The following is a 16311-nucleotide window of genomic DNA, read 5'->3' as shown; positions in this document are numbered from 1 at the left end:
GAGTAACGCCTACTATTCTTTTCGAATTTGTACGAGTGGAGTCCGCCGTGTCACTTACGCTTTGGCAACAGTGTCTTGCCCGTTTGCAGGATGAGCTTCCTGCCACCGAATTCAGCATGTGGATCCGTCCACTACAGGCTGAGTTAAACGACAATACGCTTGCCTTGTATGCTCCAAATCGCTTCGTACTCGACTGGGTTCGGGACAAATACCTTAATAGTATCAATGCACTGCTGAATGAATTCTGCGGTCCAAACGTGCCCGCACTGCGTTTTGAAGTGGGAACGCGCCCGGTTCAGCAGCAGGCGGCAGCGGTCAGCCAGCCCGTAATGGCCAGCGTCAGCGCGCCCGTGATGCCCGTACAGAGCCATATTCGTCCGGCCCCGACGCAGATTATGCGTCCCAGCTGGGATAATGTCCCGGCTCCGGCCGATGTGACCTATCGCTCAAATGTGAACAACCGTCATAACTTCGATAACTTCGTCGAGGGTAAATCTAACCAGCTGGCGCGCGCGGCGGCACGTCAGGTGGCGGATAATCCAGGCGGCGCTTACAACCCGCTGTTTCTGTATGGCGGCACCGGTCTCGGTAAAACGCACCTGTTGCATGCGGTGGGCAACGGCATCATTGCCCGAAAACCCAATGCAAAAGTGGTTTATATGCACTCCGAGCGCTTCGTGCAGGACATGGTTAAAGCACTGCAGAACAATGCGATTGAAGAGTTCAAACGCTACTACCGTTCGGTAGATGCGCTGCTGATCGATGACATTCAGTTCTTTGCTAATAAAGAGCGATCCCAGGAAGAGTTCTTCCACACCTTTAATGCCTTATTAGAGGGCAACCAGCAGATCATCCTCACCTCGGATCGCTATCCAAAAGAGATCAACGGGGTGGAAGATCGTCTTAAATCACGTTTCGGCTGGGGTTTAACGGTGGCGATCGAGCCGCCTGAGCTGGAAACGCGTGTGGCGATCCTGATGAAAAAAGCGGATGAGAACGACATCCGTCTGCCTGGTGAAGTCGCCTTCTTTATTGCCAAGCGGTTACGCTCTAACGTGCGTGAGCTGGAAGGCGCGCTGAATCGCGTGATCGCCAATGCCAACTTTACTGGCCGGGCGATTACCATCGACTTCGTGCGCGAAGCGCTGCGCGATCTGCTGGCGCTGCAGGAAAAGCTGGTCACCATCGATAATATTCAGAAGACCGTGGCTGAGTACTACAAAATTAAGGTGGCGGATCTGCTTTCCAAGCGCCGTTCGCGCTCGGTGGCACGTCCGCGCCAGATGGCGATGGCGATGGCGAAAGAGTTAACCAACCATAGCTTGCCAGAAATTGGCGATGCTTTTGGGGGTCGCGACCATACAACGGTGCTTCATGCCTGCCGCAAGATTGAGCAGCTGCGTGAAGAGAGCCACGATATCAAAGAAGATTTCTCTAATCTCATCAGAACATTATCTTCCTGACGCTATGAAATTTATTGTTGAACGTGAGCAGCTGCTGAAGCCGCTGCAACAAGTAAGTGGTCCCCTGGGTGGTCGTCCGACGCTGCCGATCCTTGGAAACCTGCTGCTGCAGGTAACTGAAGGTTCGCTGTTGCTGACCGGTACCGATCTGGAAATGGAGATGGTCGCACGCGTGGCGCTGACTCAGGCACATGAGCCTGGATCCACCACCGTTCCGGCGCGTAAATTCCTCGATATCTGTCGCGGATTGCCGGATGGCGCAGAAATTACTCTGGCACTGGAAGGCGATCGCATGCTGGTGCGCTCTGGCCGCAGCCGTTTTTCGCTGTCGACCCTGCCCGCCAGTGACTTCCCGAATCTTGACGACTGGCAGAGTGAGGTTGAATTCACCCTGCCGCAGGCAACGCTGAAACGGCTGATTGAAGCCACCCAGTTTTCGATGGCGCATCAGGATGTGCGTTACTACCTCAACGGCATGATGTTTGAAACCGAAGGGGAAGAGCTGCGCACCGTGGCCACTGACGGTCACCGTCTGGCTGTCTGCTCCATGCCGATTGGTCAGGCGCTGCCGAGTCATTCGGTGATTGTGCCGCGCAAAGGCGTGATTGAACTGCTGCGTCTGCTGGATGGCGGCGATACACCTCTGCAGGTTCAGATTGGCGGCAGCAATATCCGTGCGCATGTCGGCGACTACATCTTTACCTCTAAGCTGGTTGATGGCCGTTTCCCCGATTATCGTCGCGTATTGCCGAAGAATCCCGACAAAGCGCTGGAAGCGGGCTGCGATCTGCTCAAACAGGCCTTTGCCCGCGCCGCTATCCTCTCTAACGAGAAGTTCCGCGGTGTTCGCCTCTATATCACCGAAAATCAGCTGAAGATCACCGCCAATAACCCTGAACAGGAAGAAGCGGAAGAGATGCTGGATGTCAGCTACAACGGCACGGAACTGGAGATTGGCTTCAACGTCAGTTACGTGCTGGATGTGCTGAACGCGCTGAAGTGCGAAAACGTCCGTCTGCTGCTGACCGATTCAGTGTCGAGCGTGCAGATTGAGGATGTGGCGAGCCCGGCAGCGGCCTATGTCGTCATGCCCATGCGCTTGTAGAAGATATCGGCCTGGCTTACTTGCCATTCTGATTCCGGGCAGTGCTCGCCCCTGGTCACATATTTCAGTATGCTCCCAGGGCCTGCGCGCTTCTTGTAGAATATATCGGCCTGGCTTACTTGCTACGTTGTGCCCCGGCAGTGCTCGCCATCCTCACGTACTTCAGTACGCTCCGGTGGTTGTGCGCTGGCGGGGCACAACGTAGCTGCGACGCCGACGGCCTGGTGACTGAGGTATCGGGCAAACCTGCTTTCCCGTTGACGCCCTGGATCGCCAGGCCCAAAATTTTATTGCCCTTCACGCTGGACTGATTCATGGCTTTAACCCGCCTTCTTATCAAAGATTTTCGTAATATTGAGCAGGCTGACCTGCAGCTGGCACCCGGCTTTAATTTCCTGGTCGGCGCCAACGGCAGTGGTAAAACCAGCGTTTTAGAAGCGATTCATACTCTGGGGCATGGCCGTTCGTTTCGCAGCCTGCAGGCGGGACGCGTCATTCGTCACGATGAGGCGGCGTTTGTGCTGCATGGGCGTCTGGAAAACAAAGAGCGGGAAATTTCAGTCGGGCTGACCAAAAACCGTGCCGGTGACAGCAAAGTGCGCATTGATGGCAGCGATGGTCATAAGGTCGCGGAGCTGGCGCAGCTGTTGCCGATGCAGTTAATCACCCCTGAAGGCTTTAGTTTGCTGAATGGCGGCCCCAAATATCGCAGAGCCTATGTCGACTGGGGCTGCTTTCATAACACCCCCGGCTTTTTTAACGCCTGGAACAACATGCGCCGCCTGCTTAAACAGCGGAACGCGGCGCTGCGCCAGGTCTCACGTTACAGCCAGATTCGTCCCTGGGATCAGGAGCTGGTTCCGCTGGCTGAACAGATCAGCCAGTGGCGGGCGGAATACAGCGCGGCGATTTCAGCGGAAATCACCGCCACCTGTGGCCAGTTTCTGCCGGAATTTGAGCTGCGCTTCTCATTCCAGCGTGGCTGGGACAAAGAGAGCGACTACGCCGAACTGCTGGAACGTAACTTCGAGCGCGATCGCGCACTGACCTATACCGCCAGCGGCCCCCATAAAGCGGATTTTCGTATTCGGGCTGAAGGGACGCCGGTAGAAGATTTACTCTCACGCGGGCAGTTAAAACTGCTGATGTGTGCATTGCGTCTGGCACAGGGCGAGTTCCTGACAAGCCAGAGCGGACGCCGCTGTATTTACCTCATTGATGACTTTGCTTCTGAGCTGGATGAGAGCCGCCGACGCCTGTTGGCGGAACGGTTAAAAGCCACTCAGGCTCAGGTATTTGTCAGCGCAATTTCTGCCGGACATGTAATCGACATGACCGACGAAAAGGGCAAGATGTTCCGCGTGGAACAGGGTAAAATAGCGGTTCAACCTGAAGATTAAAATGAGCGAGAAACGTTGATGTCGAATTCTTATGACTCCTCAAGTATTAAAGTCCTGAAAGGACTTGATGCGGTACGCAAACGCCCGGGCATGTATATCGGCGATACCGATGACGGTACCGGTCTGCATCACATGGTATTCGAGGTCGTGGATAACGCAATCGACGAAGCGCTCGCTGGTCACTGTAGTGACATTGTGGTCACCATCCATGCCGATAACTCCGTATCGGTGCAGGATGATGGACGCGGCATTCCTACCGGTATTCACGAAGAAGAGGGCATCTCTGCCGCTGAAGTGATCATGACCGTGCTGCATGCTGGCGGTAAGTTCGATGATAACTCCTATAAAGTCTCCGGCGGCCTGCACGGCGTGGGCGTCTCCGTGGTTAACGCCCTGTCGCAGAAGCTGGAGCTGACCATTCGTCGCGAAGGCAAAGTGCATCAGCAGATTTACGTCCATGGCGTACCGCAGGCACCACTGGCGGTGACGGGTGAGACCGACATTACCGGGACCCGTGTGCGTTTCTGGCCAAGCCACGAAACCTTTACCAACGTGCGCGATTTTGAGTATGACATCCTGGCGAAACGCCTGCGTGAACTCTCATTCCTGAACTCCGGCGTGTCGATTCGTCTGGATGATAAGCGTGATGGTAAAAGTGATCACTTCCACTATGAAGGCGGCATCCGGGCGTTTGTTGAGTACCTCAACAAAAACAAAACCCCGATTCATCCTACCGTGTTCTATTTCTCTACCGAGAAAGATGGCATTGGTGTGGAAGTGGCGCTGCAGTGGAACGACGGCTTCCAGGAAAATATCTACTGCTTTACCAACAACATCCCACAGCGCGACGGCGGTACACACCTCGCCGGTTTCCGTTCAGCGATGACCCGTACCCTGAATGCCTATATGGAAAAAGAGGGTTACAGCAAGAAGGCCAAAGTCAGCGCCACCGGTGATGATGCCCGTGAAGGTCTGATCGCTGTGGTTTCGGTGAAAGTACCGGATCCTAAATTCTCCTCGCAGACCAAAGATAAACTGGTCTCCTCCGAGGTGAAAACAGCGGTTGAGCAGCAGATGAATGAGCTGCTGGCTGAATACCTGCTGGAAAATCCATCAGACGCCAAAATTGTAGTCGGCAAAATTATTGACGCTGCCCGTGCCCGTGAAGCGGCACGCCGCGCCCGTGAAATGACCCGCCGTAAAGGCGCGCTGGACCTGGCGGGTCTGCCAGGCAAACTGGCGGATTGCCAGGAGCGCGACCCGGCGCTGTCTGAAATCTACCTGGTGGAGGGTGACTCCGCAGGCGGCTCGGCCAAACAGGGCCGTAACCGTAAAAACCAGGCGATTCTGCCGCTGAAAGGTAAGATTCTTAACGTTGAGAAAGCGCGTTTCGACAAGATGCTCGCCTCCCAGGAAGTGGCCACGCTGATCACCGCGCTGGGCTGCGGTATTGGTCGCGACGAGTACAACCCGGACAAGCTGCGCTATCACAGCATCATCATCATGACCGATGCCGACGTCGATGGTTCGCACATCCGTACCCTGCTGCTGACCTTCTTCTATCGTCAGATGCCTGAAATCATTGAGCGCGGCCACGTTTATATCGCCCAGCCGCCACTCTACAAAGTGAAGAAAGGCAAGCAGGAGCAGTACATCAAAGATGATGAAGCGATGGATCAATATCAGATCGCTATCGCGCTTGATGGCGCGACGCTGCACACCAATGCCAGCGCGCCGGCGCTGGGCGGTGAGCCGCTGGAGACGCTGGTCACTAACTTCAACAGCACCCAGAAGATGATCAAGCGTATGGAGCGCCGTTATCCGATGGCCATGCTGCGTGCGATGATTTATCACGACACGCTGAGCGACCTGACCAGCGAAGCAGAGGTTACAACCTGGCTGAATGGTCTGGTGAGCTATCTGACTGAACGCGAAGCGCATGGCAGCACCTATCTGGCACAGGTGCGTGAAAACCGCGAATCAAACCTGTTCGAGCCGGTACTGCGCGTCCGTACCCACGGTGTAGATACTGACTATCCGCTGGATGCTGATTTCATTCAGGGTCCTGAGTACCGCAAAATCTGCGCCCTGGGCAGCAAGCTGCGTGGTCTGCTGGAAGAAGATGCTTATATCGAGCGTGGCGAGCGTCGTCAGCCAGTGGCAAGCTTCGAACAGGCGATTGAGTGGCTGATTAAAGAGTCGCGTCGTGGCCTCTCGGTCCAGCGCTACAAAGGTCTGGGCGAGATGAACCCGGAGCAGCTGTGGGAAACCACCATGGATCCAGACAGCCGTCGTATGCTGCGCGTCACCATTAAAGATGCGATTGGCGCTGATCAGCTGTTTACTACCCTGATGGGCGATGCGGTTGAACCGCGCCGCGCCTTCATCGAAGAAAATGCGCTGAAAGCCGCCAATATCGATATTTAACCGGCATCAGAGATGAAAGGCCATCACCCAGGTGATGGCCTTTTTTTTGTGCCGTCCGGGCGGAAAACCCGCCAGGGCGTGCCTTCCTGCCCGCATGCTGCGATCCCGATCACGTTTTAACCCGGTCAGCTCCCTTACTCTTGCCCCTCTTTGCGCATTTACCGCGCACTATTCCACACAGGGAGTAACACCATGATTGTTTGCGATCGTCACGACTGGGACAGAGAACGTCACGCCTTTCATCCGGTAGTCGATCAGGCGATAAGCTGGATTGCCAGCACAGATTTCAGCCAGCTGGAAACCGGCAAATATGAGATCCTGCCCGACAACAAAATGTTCTGTCTGGTGCAGGAGATGATGACCGAACCGGCCAGCGCGCGTAAAGCGGAGTCCCACTTCAACTACATCGATATTCAGTATCTGCTGGCAGGCACCGAAAATATTGGCGTGGCCCGCGCCCATCCCGACCAGCACATCACCGAAGATTTTGCCCAGCAGCGAGACGTCGTTTTTTATCAGAAGATATTGAATGAGTCTGTGATTACGCTGATGCCCGGCATGTTCGCGCTCTTTTTCCCGCACGATATCCATCGCCCCTGCTGCGCCCCTGGCGAACCCGCAACAATCCGAAAAGCCGTGATTAAAATCCACCGCGATCTCTTTACCGCCTGAAACTGGTGATCAGCTGGCCGTTCTCGCCTGCCATGAAACTGGTCAATGTGCGCTGAATCGCGCTAGCATTGAACAAAACCCAGACGCTACGAGGACTCTATGGCTATTAAATTGATCGCTATCGACATGGATGGCACCCTGCTCAACCCGCAACATGAGATCACACCGGCGGTGAAATCCGCCCTGGATCGCGCCCGTCAGCAAGGGGTGTCGATTGTGCTGACCACCGGCCGGCCGTTTGTGGGTATCCAGCGCTATCTCATGGAACTGAATATGCAGACGCCCGGCCAGTACGCGATCAGCAACAACGGTGCGCTGGTTCATCAGGCCGAAGATGGTGAGTGCGTGGCGGAAGTGACGCTGACCTTTGACGACTACCTCTACATCGAGAACCTGGCACGTGAGCTTGGCGTACATTTCCAGGCATTCGACAAAACCCATCTCTATACCCCTAACAAAGACATCAGCGAATACACCATCCATGAAGCGAGCCTGACCGGCATTCCGGTGCGCTACCGCGCGGTGGAGGAGATGGATCGTGCCATGCGCTTCCCGAAACTGATGATGATCGACCGGCCCGCTCTGCTCGACGCGGCGATTGCCCGCCTGCCCGGGCATGCTCAGCAGACTTACACCATCCTGAAGAGCGCGCCTTATTACCTGGAAATCCTCGATCGTCGGGTGAATAAAGGCCAGGGCGTCAAAATGCTGGCTGAGAAGCTCGGCCTGAAGCAGGAAGAAGTAATGGCGATTGGCGATCAGGAGAATGACCTGGCGATGATCGAATACGCAGGAACGGGTGTCGCAATGGGGAATGCCATTGACTCTGTTAAGAAAATTGCTCAGTTCATCACCAAAACCAATATGGAAGATGGCGTCGCGCATGCCATCGAAGAGTTAGTGCTGTAACGGCCCGTTCTCTGCCGGGCCGCTTCGGCCCGGATCCCCTAACCCGGCAAAAATGCTGCACCGCAAAACAGAATCGCGTAATTTGTCGGGCAACTCTTTCTCCGTGGGTTTCATCATGTCAGAAAAACAGATCACCTTTGCTGCCCGTCAGCATCAGCTCACCAATATTAATGTCTGGACTGCCGACAGCCAGTGGCTGGCGTTTGACGTTCGTCCATCGGGCGCGTCGTTTACCAGTCAGACCATTGAGCGGGTCAATGTGATGACCGGTGAGGTGGAGGTGCTCTATCAGGCCCGACATGGTGCCCATGTCGGCGTCGTCACGGTCAGTCCCGATCTGCCACCGCGCTACGTCTGCATTCATGGCCCGGAACATCCCGATGCCAGCTGGCAGTATGACTTCCACCACCGGCGCGGGGTGATCGTTCAGAACGGTGCGGCGGTGAATCTGGATGCCTGCGATATCACGCCACCGTTTACCCCTGGCGCGCTGCGTGGCGGCTCGCATGTACATGTCTTCAGTCCCGACGGTTCTCGCCTGAGCTTTACCTACAATGACCACGTGATGCACGAACTGGATAGCCGGCTCGATCTGCGCAACGTCGGCATCGCGGTGCCCCTTTGCGCTGTAACGCCTGAAAAGCAGCATCCGCGCGAATATGACGGCACCTTTTTTTGCCTGCTGGTGAGCCAGACGCATGCGGAACCGCTGCCAGGCAGTGACCAGATTAATCGTGCCTGTGAGGAGTGCTGGGTCGGTGAGCGTGGCTACCAGAAGCCGGACGGCAGCTGGCAGCGCTGGGCGATCGCCTTTATTGGCGACACGCTGACGGCGCAGGGCGAAAAACGGCCTGAAGTTTTTATTGTTGATCTGCCTGATGCGCTGGAGGATTACGCTCGCGCCGGAGAGATGCCGATGGAGGGCAGCAGCCAGCAGTTACCTGCGCCACCGGCTGGCGTGCAGCAGCGTCGCCTGACGCACAGCCGTGGCGTGGCTCTGCAACCACGCCACTGGCTGCGCGCCGCACCGGATGGCAGCCAGATAGCGTTTCTGATGGCGGATGCCGCAGAGGTGATCCAGCTCTGGACGGTCTCCCCCAACGGCGGCGAACCGCGTCAGATCACCCGACTCAGCCACAGCATTCAGTCCGCCTTTAGCTGGCATCCTGACGGCCAGGCGATCGCTTTTATCTGCGATAACAGCGTGATGCGATGTGACGTTGAGAGCGGCGCGTGTCAGCGTCTGACCCGCAGAACGGAAGAGGCGCCATCAGGTGACGCGGTGGTCTGGTCACCGGATGGTACACAGATTGCTTATATGCGTGAGGTGAATGGCTGGCGGCAACTCTTTACGGTTGCGGCAGTGACCGCATAGGAGGCATAGGCTGCGCCTGCGCCAGGCTTTCCTGCGTATGCGCCAGCCTTTCGCTCTGCAGGATGCGTTCACGTGGAGAGTCGAGAGATTTATCTTTGTCGCTGCGGTAGTAGTCCCACGGCAGCAGCAGCGTATCCAGCACAGCAGAGAAAGGAAGATCGATTAACGCCAGCGGCTTCAGCGCCCAGCTGGTATCACCATCGGACAGCATATCAGCGCTGGCACGGGTGCCTGGATAGTAGCCCTGACTCGCACCTGTGTGAGACATCACGCTGGAACAGCCGGTTGTTGCCATTGCGCAGCACACCACTCCAGCCAGAGGTAAGGTCTTCATCAATTTCATCATCATCATCCCTTCAGTCATGGCATAAGCCTGGCTGAGTTTGCTTGCCAGACAACGTCAACACTCTGGGGCGAAGTCCGTCTGGGTCTGGCAAATGTAGTCCTGAGTGTATGTCATTTCCTCAAATTGGCGAAAAAAATTGCATTTCACCCTCTTGAAAATGGTCTTGTGGCACCCATTTTTAGTTTACGGACGCACTCACCGTTGCCGCAAGGGACAGTGGGGTGCCGTATCCAGCCTGTCCAGTAGTGGAAGGTTGCCAAAACTTGCTGAAATTCAGGAGTCTTAATATGCGTAATTTTGATCTCACCCCACTTTATCGCTCTGCTATCGGTTTTGATCGCCTGTTTAACCTGCTCGAATCTAATCAGAATCAGAGCAATGGCGGCTATCCTCCCTATAACGTTGAACTGGTCGATGAAAATCACTATCGCATTACTATTGCGGTGGCCGGTTTTGCTCAGAGCGAACTGGATATCACGGCGCACGATAACGTGCTGATCGTGCGGGGTGCCCATCCTGAAGAGCAGACCGAGCGTAAATACCTGTATCAGGGTATCGCCGAGCGTAACTTCGAGCGTAAATTCCAGCTCGCCGACCACATTGTGGTGCGCGATGCCCGTCTCGAAAATGGTCTGCTGAGCATCGATCTTGAACGTCTGGTGCCGGAAGAGGCGAAACCACGCCGTATTGAGATTCTGAAGTAACCATGACAAACGCCGCGTTAGCGGCGTTTTTTTTGCCCTTATATCTGAAGGCAGACTTGTCCTTACGGCTGCGTTCGCATCGCTAAGCGCTGACCCAGCACGCCACCAAACACGTTGACCAGCAGCCCCAGTATAATCACCACCGCACCCAGCATCTGCTGCCCGGAGAGATGCTCATCCAGCACCAGCGCGGCGGTAATAATCCCCACCACCGGCACCAGCAGCGACAGCGGCGCGACGCGCCAGGTTTCGTAGCGACTCAGCAGATTCCCCCAGATAGCGTAACCCACAATGGTGGCGACAAATGCCAGATAGAACAGCGCCAGCACGGTCTGCAGGCCGATATGCAGCAGGCTGTAAACGATGGCGGCCTGACCATCAAACAGCAGCGAACAGGCAAAGAAAGGAACGATCGGCACCAGCGCACTCCAGACCACCAGTGACATGATCGGCACGCTGCGGTTCCGCATAATAATCTTATTGGTGATATTACCCAGTCCCCAGGAGAGCGCCGCCGACAGCGTCAGCATCATGGTGGTCAGCGTAATACCGGCGCTGGTCTGCCCTTCCATGCCTGCCGTCGCCAGCAAAAACATCCCCAGCGTAGCGATGATAATCCCGACAATATGATTCCAGCGCAGCCTCTCCGCCAGCAACAGCGCGCCCAGCAACAGGGTAAAGAATGCCTGCGCCTGCAGCACCAGCGAGGCCAGACCGGCAGGCATGCCGAGCTTGATCGCCAGGAACAGAAAGGCGAACTGACCAAAACTGATGGTCATGCCATAAACCACCAGCCAGCGCAGCGGAATCGGCGGGCGACGCACAAAGAAAATGGCGGGAAAGGCGACCAGGGTAAAACGCAGCCCGGCGAGCAAAAAAGGCGGCATACCCTGCAGCCCCAGCTTGATCACCACAAAATTGACGCCCCACGCCACCACCACGCACAGCGCTAACAGCATATCTTTTACCGACATCAGAAACTCCTTGTCCTGCCGTCAGGCGGTAACCGCAATCGGGGTCGCGATATCGGCACAGCAGCCTTCACCCACGATCCGAAAATAATCATCTACAGCCAGCGCGATCGACTTATCCAGCTCGCCCGCGTTAAACCATAACGTTCCGACCTGTTGCAGCCGGGTATCCACCCGCAGCGCCAGCCGGTCATCAAAACTAAACGGCGGTACCGCGCCCATCACACAGCCCGTCAACGCCTGCGCCAGCTCCGGAGCGGCGAAAGAGGATTTTTTGCCGCCGATGGCGCGCGCCGCACTTTTGAAATTGATCCGGCAGTCGCCCGGCACTATCGCCAGCAGCTGACGCGATGGCGCACCGTCCGGCATGCTGACCTCCAGCACCATCGCTTTGGCCGCCTGGCCCAGCAGGTTACCGCGTATCTGGCTGATCTGTTCGGTCTGCCCTATCGCCTCATGTTCCACCACGCGGTAGCTGGCCTGCTGCTGATCCAGCAGCGCAGTAATTTTTTCAAACGTCGTCATTCCCTTCTCCTGTTCTGGCACAGCCCGGCTTAGCTCCAGGCGATAGCGTGTTTCATTTTTTTATCGGTCAGCCCGAAAAAGAAACCCATGGTGATACGGGTATCGCCTTCGACCCGATCGATCTCATGATAAAACGCAGGATTAAACAGATAGATATCGCCACTGCGTGGTGAAAATTCGCAGATCTCGCTGTTTTCGATCACCCCACTGCGATAACCCAGCTCCCCGACGGTTTTGAACTGCTCATCCTCTGGCGACCACTTTTTGTTGTAGATGCGCAGTGCCCCACCCGCGTTGCACTCCTGCAGGCAGACCACGCAGCTGAGCTGATGCAGGATTTGCGTCACCACCAGCGAAGTCTCTGCGGCGTCGCGCACGATATTGTCGTTATGCAGCGGGTTCGCGACGCCATTGGCATGAAAGCGCACGATAGAACCGGCGTAGTCTCCACAACCCGGTTCGTGGGCGATGCGTAAGCTTTCCAGCCGCAGCGCATGCTGAACCCAGCGGTAAATCTGTTCGCGCAGCGTATTCAGCGAGGGCGGCAACGCCGGCTGGATATCGCGCAGCTCGGTAAAGTAGTTATCGGGAGCCGCAGTATGACGCGCCAGATAGGGGCCGAGCGTGGTCAGCGCGCCATTGGGATAGTAGGAGACACGGATCTTTTCCCGGCAGCTCTGCAGGTCAGTCACCACCGCTTCCCGCACCTCTGGCGTCAGGAAATTACGCAGCACCAGCAGCGGCACCCGTGCGGTAACGATGTCATCCAGCCAGGTCGATTCCACAAACATGTTGGGATTAATCACGCGGAACTGATTGAAAATTGCCATGTTTATCACTCCCTAAACGGTATTTCATAGAGTTCATGATTGTTCATTCGCCGCCAGTTGCCAGCGCTGCCTGGTATTGCCACGGGTTCAGAGGCGATCAGCGTGCAACCATCCTGTTGCTGAAAATGCATCGTAAAATAGTCAGGCCAGGGCGTGTCGTGCGGATACCACTGCCACGCCCAGGCTTTGTCACGGGTGACGAAAATGGCATTCCCTGCGCTGCCGCCCGGCTCTACCTGCGCCATCTTTGCGCGCAGATAGTCGCGGGTGAAATCGGCAGGCGTGGTCTGATCCACCAGATAACGCAGATACTCTTCTGAATCGAAGCGCGATTCGGCCAGACCGAGCTGGCGGTAAATCGTCGGCAGAAAGCCGTTATGCATCATGTACCACTGATGTCCGGCGCTGTTGCGCCACAGCGGATGAGAAAACGCCAGTCCCTGATTTTTACTCAGCGTGGCGTGCCGCACATGCACCGCCAGAAACCGGCTGCGCAGGCGATCCACATCGATACCCGGCAGCGCTTCTGCGAACGCGCCGGTGCCGTGCAGGGTACGAATCTCACCCTCTTCGAGCCACAGACAGCCCCAGCCGTTAGGGTGTGATTTGATCGGGCCATCGTGTTCGGCGCTTTCACCGCAGCTCATGGCGCGCGCCGCCTCCAGAATCTCTGCGCTGTCGAACCGGCCATGCGCCAGAATCATCCTGCACATACTTTATCTCTCCCGGCCGCCACCGGCTGCGCGGCAATCACCTGCTGAAAAGTGGTCATAATCGGCTCACGCGCTGTGGCCGTCAGGCTGAAAGTGGCCAGAATGCCCGCGTGACGCGTCAGGTCGGCATAGAGCGATGAGCGTGACGAAACCTGTAACGCAGGCAATCTGAGTGGCGGTAACAACGCGCCCTGCTGATGCTGATCGATCCAGCGTTCGGCAGCCTGCAGCTGCGCCGGTTGCCGCAACCGCAGCTGGCCGACCGCACCGGGTGTGGTGAAGGCAAACGCGGGCAATGCGCCACCCGCCTCCAGCCGGAAGGTGACTTCCGCCCAGTTGATGCCGGTCGCCTCCTGCACCAGCGTCGCCACACCCATGCCGGAGAGCCGGAACCCCATTTCCAGGAAATGCGGCACGCCGTTGACCACAATAAAATCGATATGAAATGCACCCTGACGGTAGCCAAAGGTTTCGCAACAGAATGTCATCAGGCTGCTGAACGACGCCGGCAGGGCCGCTGCCGCCATCGCCACATGCCCCGACTCATAAAAGCTGACGCAGCCCTCAGCATCCCGGTGCTGCTCAATCACCTTCTGGCAGCAGGTCAGCGCCTGGGGATGTCCCTGATGCACCACGCCCTGCAACGAAAACTCATCGCCGATCAGCGCGCTTTCCACAATAAAGCCGCTGAAGCCGCGTCCGCCGTAGTTCATGGTCTGTACCAGCTGTTTCACTACGCTATGCAGCTGATCGGCATGCTCAATCAGCCAGATACCCAGGCCGCCGCCGCCATCCACCGGCTTCACGACGCAGGGATAGATCAGCGCCTGTCCGGCATCCAGAATGCTGAGCGGCGAGGCGAAAAAGCGGAACTCCGGCTGCGGGAAGCGCGGCCAGGCTTTTTTCAGCGCCATGCGCTGCGCATATTTATCCAGCGGAATAAAGGCGGCGGGCGCATCCGGCCCGGCCAGCATCTCGCGCAGTCGTCCGGCGCTGGCGTTGTAGGCTTCAAAGCCCGCCAGCACCACCAGCGGATGCGCCAGTAAACCGGCGTGCAGATAGGCCTGCATCACCTCCCAGGGATTCTCGGGGCGATCGAGGCGAATGATCAGATCAAACGGCAGAGCCAGGCTTAACGACTGGTAATCGACGAAATCACCCATTTCAGCCAGCACGGTAAAATAGCCGTCGCGCTTCGCCACCGCGCAGTAAGGATTTTGCCCGTCGCGGGTGGCGCCAATTTGCAGAAAAATCTTTTTCATCGCCTCGCCTTACCGGGTTAACGCCCGGAAATGATTTCTGTCACGATGTCATTCAGTACACCGTTATTGACCTGAATCACCGCTTTGTGGGGATCAAAACGCAGCACGCGCGACAGCGGATCGGCGCTTTTGCCCTCCAGCAGCGAACTGACCGGCTTGCTCTGCCAGCAGTGCCGCATCTGCGTCAGCGTCATGCCGGAGAGCCGGGTTAACTGCTGTGCCAGCGCGCGATCTTCACTGCGTTGCTCAAGCAGATCGCGGATGGCCGCCTCATCCAGCGTAATCTGCTGCTGCACCAGCCAGTGTCCGAGCTGCTCTCCCTGCGCCAGGAACGGGGAATAGATCATGCAGATCAGCTGATCTTCGCTGAGTTCAAACGCCTGTATGGCGAAGTCCGCCGCGCGCTGCCGCTGCCGCTGGATCGCGGCGTCATCCTGATAGCGTGCTGCCATCTCATCGATTAGCGCGGGCGGAAAATCTTTCTTCACCATCAGTCCCAGCGCAAAGCGCACATATTCGCGGATCCCTTCGGCATAGTGGCGCTGCAGCAGCGTTTCTGCCCGCAATCCGCGCAGGTGTGCCATCAGCGTCGGATTACCGCAGTCGGACTCGGAGAAGCTGAACATCAGCGCATCAAAACGGAAGCGCATAAATTCGCTGAGCAGTGCCCAGTGCGCGCCCGCTTCATAGGCGGTGTCCTGATAGATGTTGAAGAACAGTGGATTGCGCGCCAGCTGGTGGGTGATGCGGTGCGCAGGCGTCAGCTGATCGGCGCCATAAACATCGCTGAAGTAGCGCTCTGCCACGCCATCCAGCGTCTGCAGAAACCCGCTGAAGCCCCGGGTTTTATCCGCCACCGGCGCATCAAACAGCCGTGAGAGGTGCCGCGCCCAGGCGACATAGGCGGCCTGCTCCTGTGGCGAGTCGCCGGTAACAATCAGATCCACGCCACCGTTGTAGTCTGCCGCCAGGCCAAAGGAGTTCACCATACTGAGATTACAGGCGTTGCAGAAGGTCGAGCGCGCGTCGGCGCGAAACCGGTGGCCATTCATCAGCACGTCATTGCGGTTCTGCTGCCGCACGCTCTCCGGCATCGGCAGGTCGCGGTCAAACGGCCGGATCAGCAGGCCATCCACGACCAGGCACTCCACCCGTTCATCGTCATGCATCGCCAGCGACTGATAAACGCGGTGGATATTCTCCATTACGCTCTGATTCATCGCCGCATGGCGATTGGTGCTGATCCGCAGATGAAAGGTGCTGCCCTGCTGCTGCCAGATCAGTCCCTGAATGTAACGCACGTAAGCCACCATGTAGCTGCTGTCTTTTCCCCCGCCATAGGCGAGCAGCACACGGTTATTCTCCAGCAGCTGCTGATCCGGCAACGCTGCCAGCAGGCGAAGAGAGCAGCGCTGAGCAGACTCAATGATGGCGGGTGACAGATACGCTTCCATCTCCTTCATCATGGCGGGCAGATTATTCATTTCTCACGTTTTCCTCAGGTGAACAGAATCACTTTATGGTCTGAAGCCCGGGGCTGACGGGGTTGCCGGGCCGTTTAGCGTTATGAATAATTAAGAGATGCAGCCTAAAGTACTTTGAATGTACT

15 protein-coding genes are annotated in these 16311 nt (G+C 56.9%); 8 read left to right on the top strand and 7 right to left on the bottom strand.

What is annotated here, in order from left to right:
• Window positions 1–47 precede the first annotated feature (47 nt).
• The 7 genes from dnaA (at window position 48) to ACVKSX_RS16310 (ending at window position 9351) form a co-directional block, all read left to right on the top strand.
• Complete coding sequence (gene dnaA, locus ACVKSX_RS16340; protein ID WP_031591042.1) at window positions 48–1463, top strand: chromosomal replication initiator protein DnaA; 1416 nt, start codon at window positions 48–50, stop codon at window positions 1461–1463.
• Window positions 1464–1467: 4 nt separating this feature from the next.
• Window positions 1468–2568: a DNA polymerase III subunit beta gene (gene dnaN / locus ACVKSX_RS16335; RefSeq protein WP_010258930.1), complete on the top strand. Its 1101-nt coding sequence runs from the start codon at window positions 1468–1470 to the stop codon at window positions 2566–2568.
• Window positions 2569–2882: 314 nt separating this feature from the next.
• Window positions 2883–3968, top strand: a complete 1086-nt coding sequence (recF, locus tag ACVKSX_RS16330) for a DNA replication/repair protein RecF (protein ID WP_010258927.1) — start codon at window positions 2883–2885, stop codon at window positions 3966–3968.
• An 18-nt stretch (window positions 3969–3986) separates the two neighbouring features.
• A complete protein-coding gene (gene gyrB, locus ACVKSX_RS16325) occupies window positions 3987–6395 on the top strand; it encodes a DNA topoisomerase (ATP-hydrolyzing) subunit B (RefSeq protein ID WP_354439201.1) in 2409 nt (802 codons plus the stop codon).
• Between the two features lie 192 nt (window positions 6396–6587).
• Window positions 6588–7067, top strand: a complete 480-nt coding sequence (locus ACVKSX_RS16320) for a YhcH/YjgK/YiaL family protein (RefSeq protein ID WP_010258925.1) — start codon at window positions 6588–6590, stop codon at window positions 7065–7067.
• 99 nt (window positions 7068–7166) lie between these two features.
• The gene (gene yidA / locus ACVKSX_RS16315; RefSeq protein WP_354439199.1) at window positions 7167–7976 is read left to right on the top strand and encodes a sugar-phosphatase; all 810 of its coding nucleotides are present in this window, start codon (window positions 7167–7169) and stop codon (window positions 7974–7976) included.
• A 115-nt stretch (window positions 7977–8091) separates the two neighbouring features.
• Window positions 8092–9351 (top strand): DUF3748 domain-containing protein, encoded by a 1260-nt coding sequence (locus ACVKSX_RS16310; protein WP_045139492.1) that lies wholly within the window; start codon window positions 8092–8094, stop codon window positions 9349–9351.
• Here ACVKSX_RS16310 and ACVKSX_RS16305 read toward each other — a convergent pair.
• Window positions 9326–9694 carry a YceK/YidQ family lipoprotein gene (locus ACVKSX_RS16305; protein WP_223564587.1) on the bottom strand — a complete coding sequence of 123 codons (369 nt, stop codon included), beginning with the start codon at window positions 9692–9694 and terminating at the stop codon, window positions 9326–9328. The genes ACVKSX_RS16310 and ACVKSX_RS16305 overlap by 26 nt on opposite strands.
• A 290-nt stretch (window positions 9695–9984) precedes the next feature.
• Between ACVKSX_RS16305 and ibpA the strand changes: the two genes are divergently transcribed.
• Window positions 9985–10401, top strand: coding sequence for a small heat shock chaperone IbpA (gene ibpA / locus ACVKSX_RS16300; RefSeq protein ID WP_010258920.1), 417 nt, complete (start codon window positions 9985–9987; stop codon window positions 10399–10401).
• 62 nt (window positions 10402–10463) lie between these two features.
• Here the strand turns inward: ibpA and ACVKSX_RS16295 are convergent, their stop codons facing one another.
• The 6 genes from ACVKSX_RS16295 to ACVKSX_RS16270 are packed head-to-tail and all read right to left on the bottom strand — an operon-like array spanning window position 10464 to window position 16186.
• Complete coding sequence (locus tag ACVKSX_RS16295; protein ID WP_033768428.1) at window positions 10464–11375, bottom strand: EamA family transporter; 912 nt, start codon at window positions 11373–11375, stop codon at window positions 10464–10466.
• Between the two features lie 21 nt (window positions 11376–11396).
• Window positions 11397–11897 carry a YbaK/EbsC family protein gene (locus ACVKSX_RS16290; RefSeq protein ID WP_010258916.1) on the bottom strand — a complete coding sequence of 167 codons (501 nt, stop codon included), beginning with the start codon at window positions 11895–11897 and terminating at the stop codon, window positions 11397–11399.
• Between the two features lie 29 nt (window positions 11898–11926).
• Window positions 11927–12727 (bottom strand): 2OG-Fe(II)-dependent halogenase WelO5 family protein, encoded by an 801-nt coding sequence (locus ACVKSX_RS16285; protein WP_354439197.1) that lies wholly within the window; start codon window positions 12725–12727, stop codon window positions 11927–11929.
• Window positions 12728–12732: 5 nt separating this feature from the next.
• Entirely contained in the window at window positions 12733–13440 is a 708-nt protein-coding gene (locus ACVKSX_RS16280) for a class II glutamine amidotransferase (protein ID WP_022624802.1), read from the bottom strand.
• Window positions 13428–14702: an ATP-grasp domain-containing protein gene (locus ACVKSX_RS16275; RefSeq protein WP_033768425.1), complete on the bottom strand. Its 1275-nt coding sequence runs from the start codon at window positions 14700–14702 to the stop codon at window positions 13428–13430. Before ACVKSX_RS16275 ends, ACVKSX_RS16280 begins: the two co-directional genes overlap by 13 nt.
• 17 nt (window positions 14703–14719) lie before the next feature.
• Window positions 14720–16186, bottom strand: coding sequence for a hypothetical protein (locus ACVKSX_RS16270; protein ID WP_354439195.1), 1467 nt, complete (start codon window positions 16184–16186; stop codon window positions 14720–14722).
• Window positions 16187–16311 lie beyond the last annotated feature (125 nt).

The sequence above is a fragment of the Pantoea sp. PvP021 genome (assembly GCF_054056055.1).
This window is presented reverse-complemented; position numbering and strand designations above follow the sequence as displayed.